The sequence below is a fragment of the Hymenobacter lutimineralis genome (assembly GCF_008271285.1).
GTDB lineage: Bacteria > Bacteroidota > Bacteroidia > Cytophagales > Hymenobacteraceae > Hymenobacter > Hymenobacter lutimineralis.
The window spans coordinates 1-1679 of the sequence record NZ_VTHL01000050.1; the positions used below are offsets into that span (position 1 = coordinate 1).

3 protein-coding genes are annotated in these 1679 nt (G+C 42.0%); all 3 read left to right on the forward strand.

Annotation, left to right across the window (positions count from 1 at the left end; genetic code table 11):
* Nucleotides 1-217: 217 nt before the first annotated feature.
* Nucleotides 218-418 carry a hypothetical protein gene (locus FY528_RS21105; RefSeq protein WP_149072986.1) on the forward strand — a complete coding sequence of 67 codons (201 nt, stop codon included), beginning with the start codon at nt 218-220 and terminating at the stop codon, nt 416-418.
* Nucleotides 419-450: 32 nt separating this feature from the next.
* Complete coding sequence (locus tag FY528_RS21110) at nt 451-636, forward strand: hypothetical protein (protein ID WP_149072987.1); 186 nt, start codon at nt 451-453, stop codon at nt 634-636.
* Nucleotides 637-727: 91 nt separating this feature from the next.
* Entirely contained in the window at nt 728-1462 is a 735-nt protein-coding gene (locus FY528_RS21115) for a hypothetical protein (protein WP_149072988.1), read from the forward strand.
* Nucleotides 1463-1679 lie beyond the last annotated feature (217 nt).

Sequence of the window (1679 nt, forward strand, 5' to 3'; positions counted from 1 at the left end):
TCCGGCCACACAGTTCGTTACAGAATTTAACGCCCGATCAGGCAATGGCGGCCGCCGCTACTGTCGAGCTTCAAACCGCCTGATGCTCTACTTCTAGCCGGTCCAGCAATTGGGAGGAGGTCATGAGTAATAGAATACTCCGTACACCTTTGTATAAAGAGCAGAATGTAAGCGTCGCGACCTAATAACTGCTAACTCACCATTCATTAAAAATAGCATGAACCATACAGAACAAATTGAATCTTTGAACTTGATGCTCCTAGATGCAACTGAGCTGATTTCTATTGATGGCGGCGACACTGTTAACACGTCTTATCATGGCGGTCAGTCACAGCTGGACCTCAATAGAGTTATTGATGCAGCTCATGCAGTCGGCGACTTTTTCAGCGGTATGTGGGCTGGCATGACCGGACACTAATTAATCGTTTTTTCTAAATCATTTTTGACAAAATGAACTCATCAAATTTCGAACTCTACGGCGTAGAACTTGTAAATGAACAAGATCTTATGACCATTGAAGGAGGCCATCAGGGTACAGCATATGCTATCGGCCATGCAGTAGGGGAAGCATTGGTAGTAGCAGGCACCATCATCGGAATTGCTGGCGCTCTTCTTAATGGTGGCCACTCTTCATAAAGGCTAATCCCACATGACGTTTTGACAACAGAGAAGTCTCTTTTTATAGAGGCTTCTCTGTTGTACTTTACAACGTTTCGAAAAAAGTGACATGAATAATCATGCAAGCGGATTTTCAATAATAGACGTATTAAGCTATTTAAGGAATCCGCATTATACAACCCCCGAAAGACGCAGCCTGCTCTCAAATGCAAAATACATGTTATGGTCCTACATAATGTGTGCCATCGGAATACTTATTGCCGGCTGCGTTATACTGACTATCGATTACAGCATTGTCACCTACCTTCATATTGACTCCATTTATCAGCAGATCCGTTCCACTAATACAGGGGTGAGGGAAGCTTTCGGAAGCTACGCATTTGTAGTAGTTGTGTTTGTGGTTCCTATTCTTGAAGAGCTAATTTTCAGGCTACCCCTTGACCTAAGAAGAGGTAGTATTGCCTTAGGAGTTACTCTTCTATTCTTTAGATTCGTTAACGGAGGCCTCCTTGTTGCGGATTTTTCCAAGTTTTTCTACTGGCTGGGAGTCGCACTATCTATCTTTTTGTTTGCAGTAGTGTACATTTTACTTCCTAAAGGTTTTTTATCAGATATTCAAACAAAATACTTTAAGTATTGGTATTATTTCATTGTGCTTGCCTTTGGATTAGTTCACATCTCGAACATTAAGCATATTGAGTTCAACTATATTCTATTTTACCCTTTATTTGTAATGCCCCAAATAATTATGAGCATTTTTATCAGCAATATTCGCATGAAAAGAGGATTCGTTTGGGGAATTGCGCTCCATGCATTAATAAACGGCATATCATTCATTCTGTAGCATCTCTCATTAAATCCAGCGGTTTTATATTGTATAAATTATCTTATTTGTATTTTCAATATTAAGGACAGATACAGTACTACGTATCAGCATCTATAGCGGATTCGTGAACCGTTCGCCCTGGCTACGGGCTGCTGCGTAGAGTAGACCATGAAACCGTATTCACTCGATTTGCGCAGCCGTGTGGCGGCGGCCTGCCACGAGCCGGGCGCCAGCA

Excerpts from the sequence above, each read along its gene's own strand:
- FY528_RS21105 (WP_149072986.1), top strand. The coding sequence starts at position 218 with ATGAACCATACAGAACAAATTGAATCTTTGAACTTGATGCTCCTAGAT.
- FY528_RS21110 (WP_149072987.1), top strand. The coding sequence starts at position 451 with ATGAACTCATCAAATTTCGAACTCTACGGCGTAGAACTTGTAAATGAA.
- FY528_RS21115 (WP_149072988.1), top strand. The coding sequence starts at position 728 with ATGAATAATCATGCAAGCGGATTTTCAATAATAGACGTATTAAGCTAT.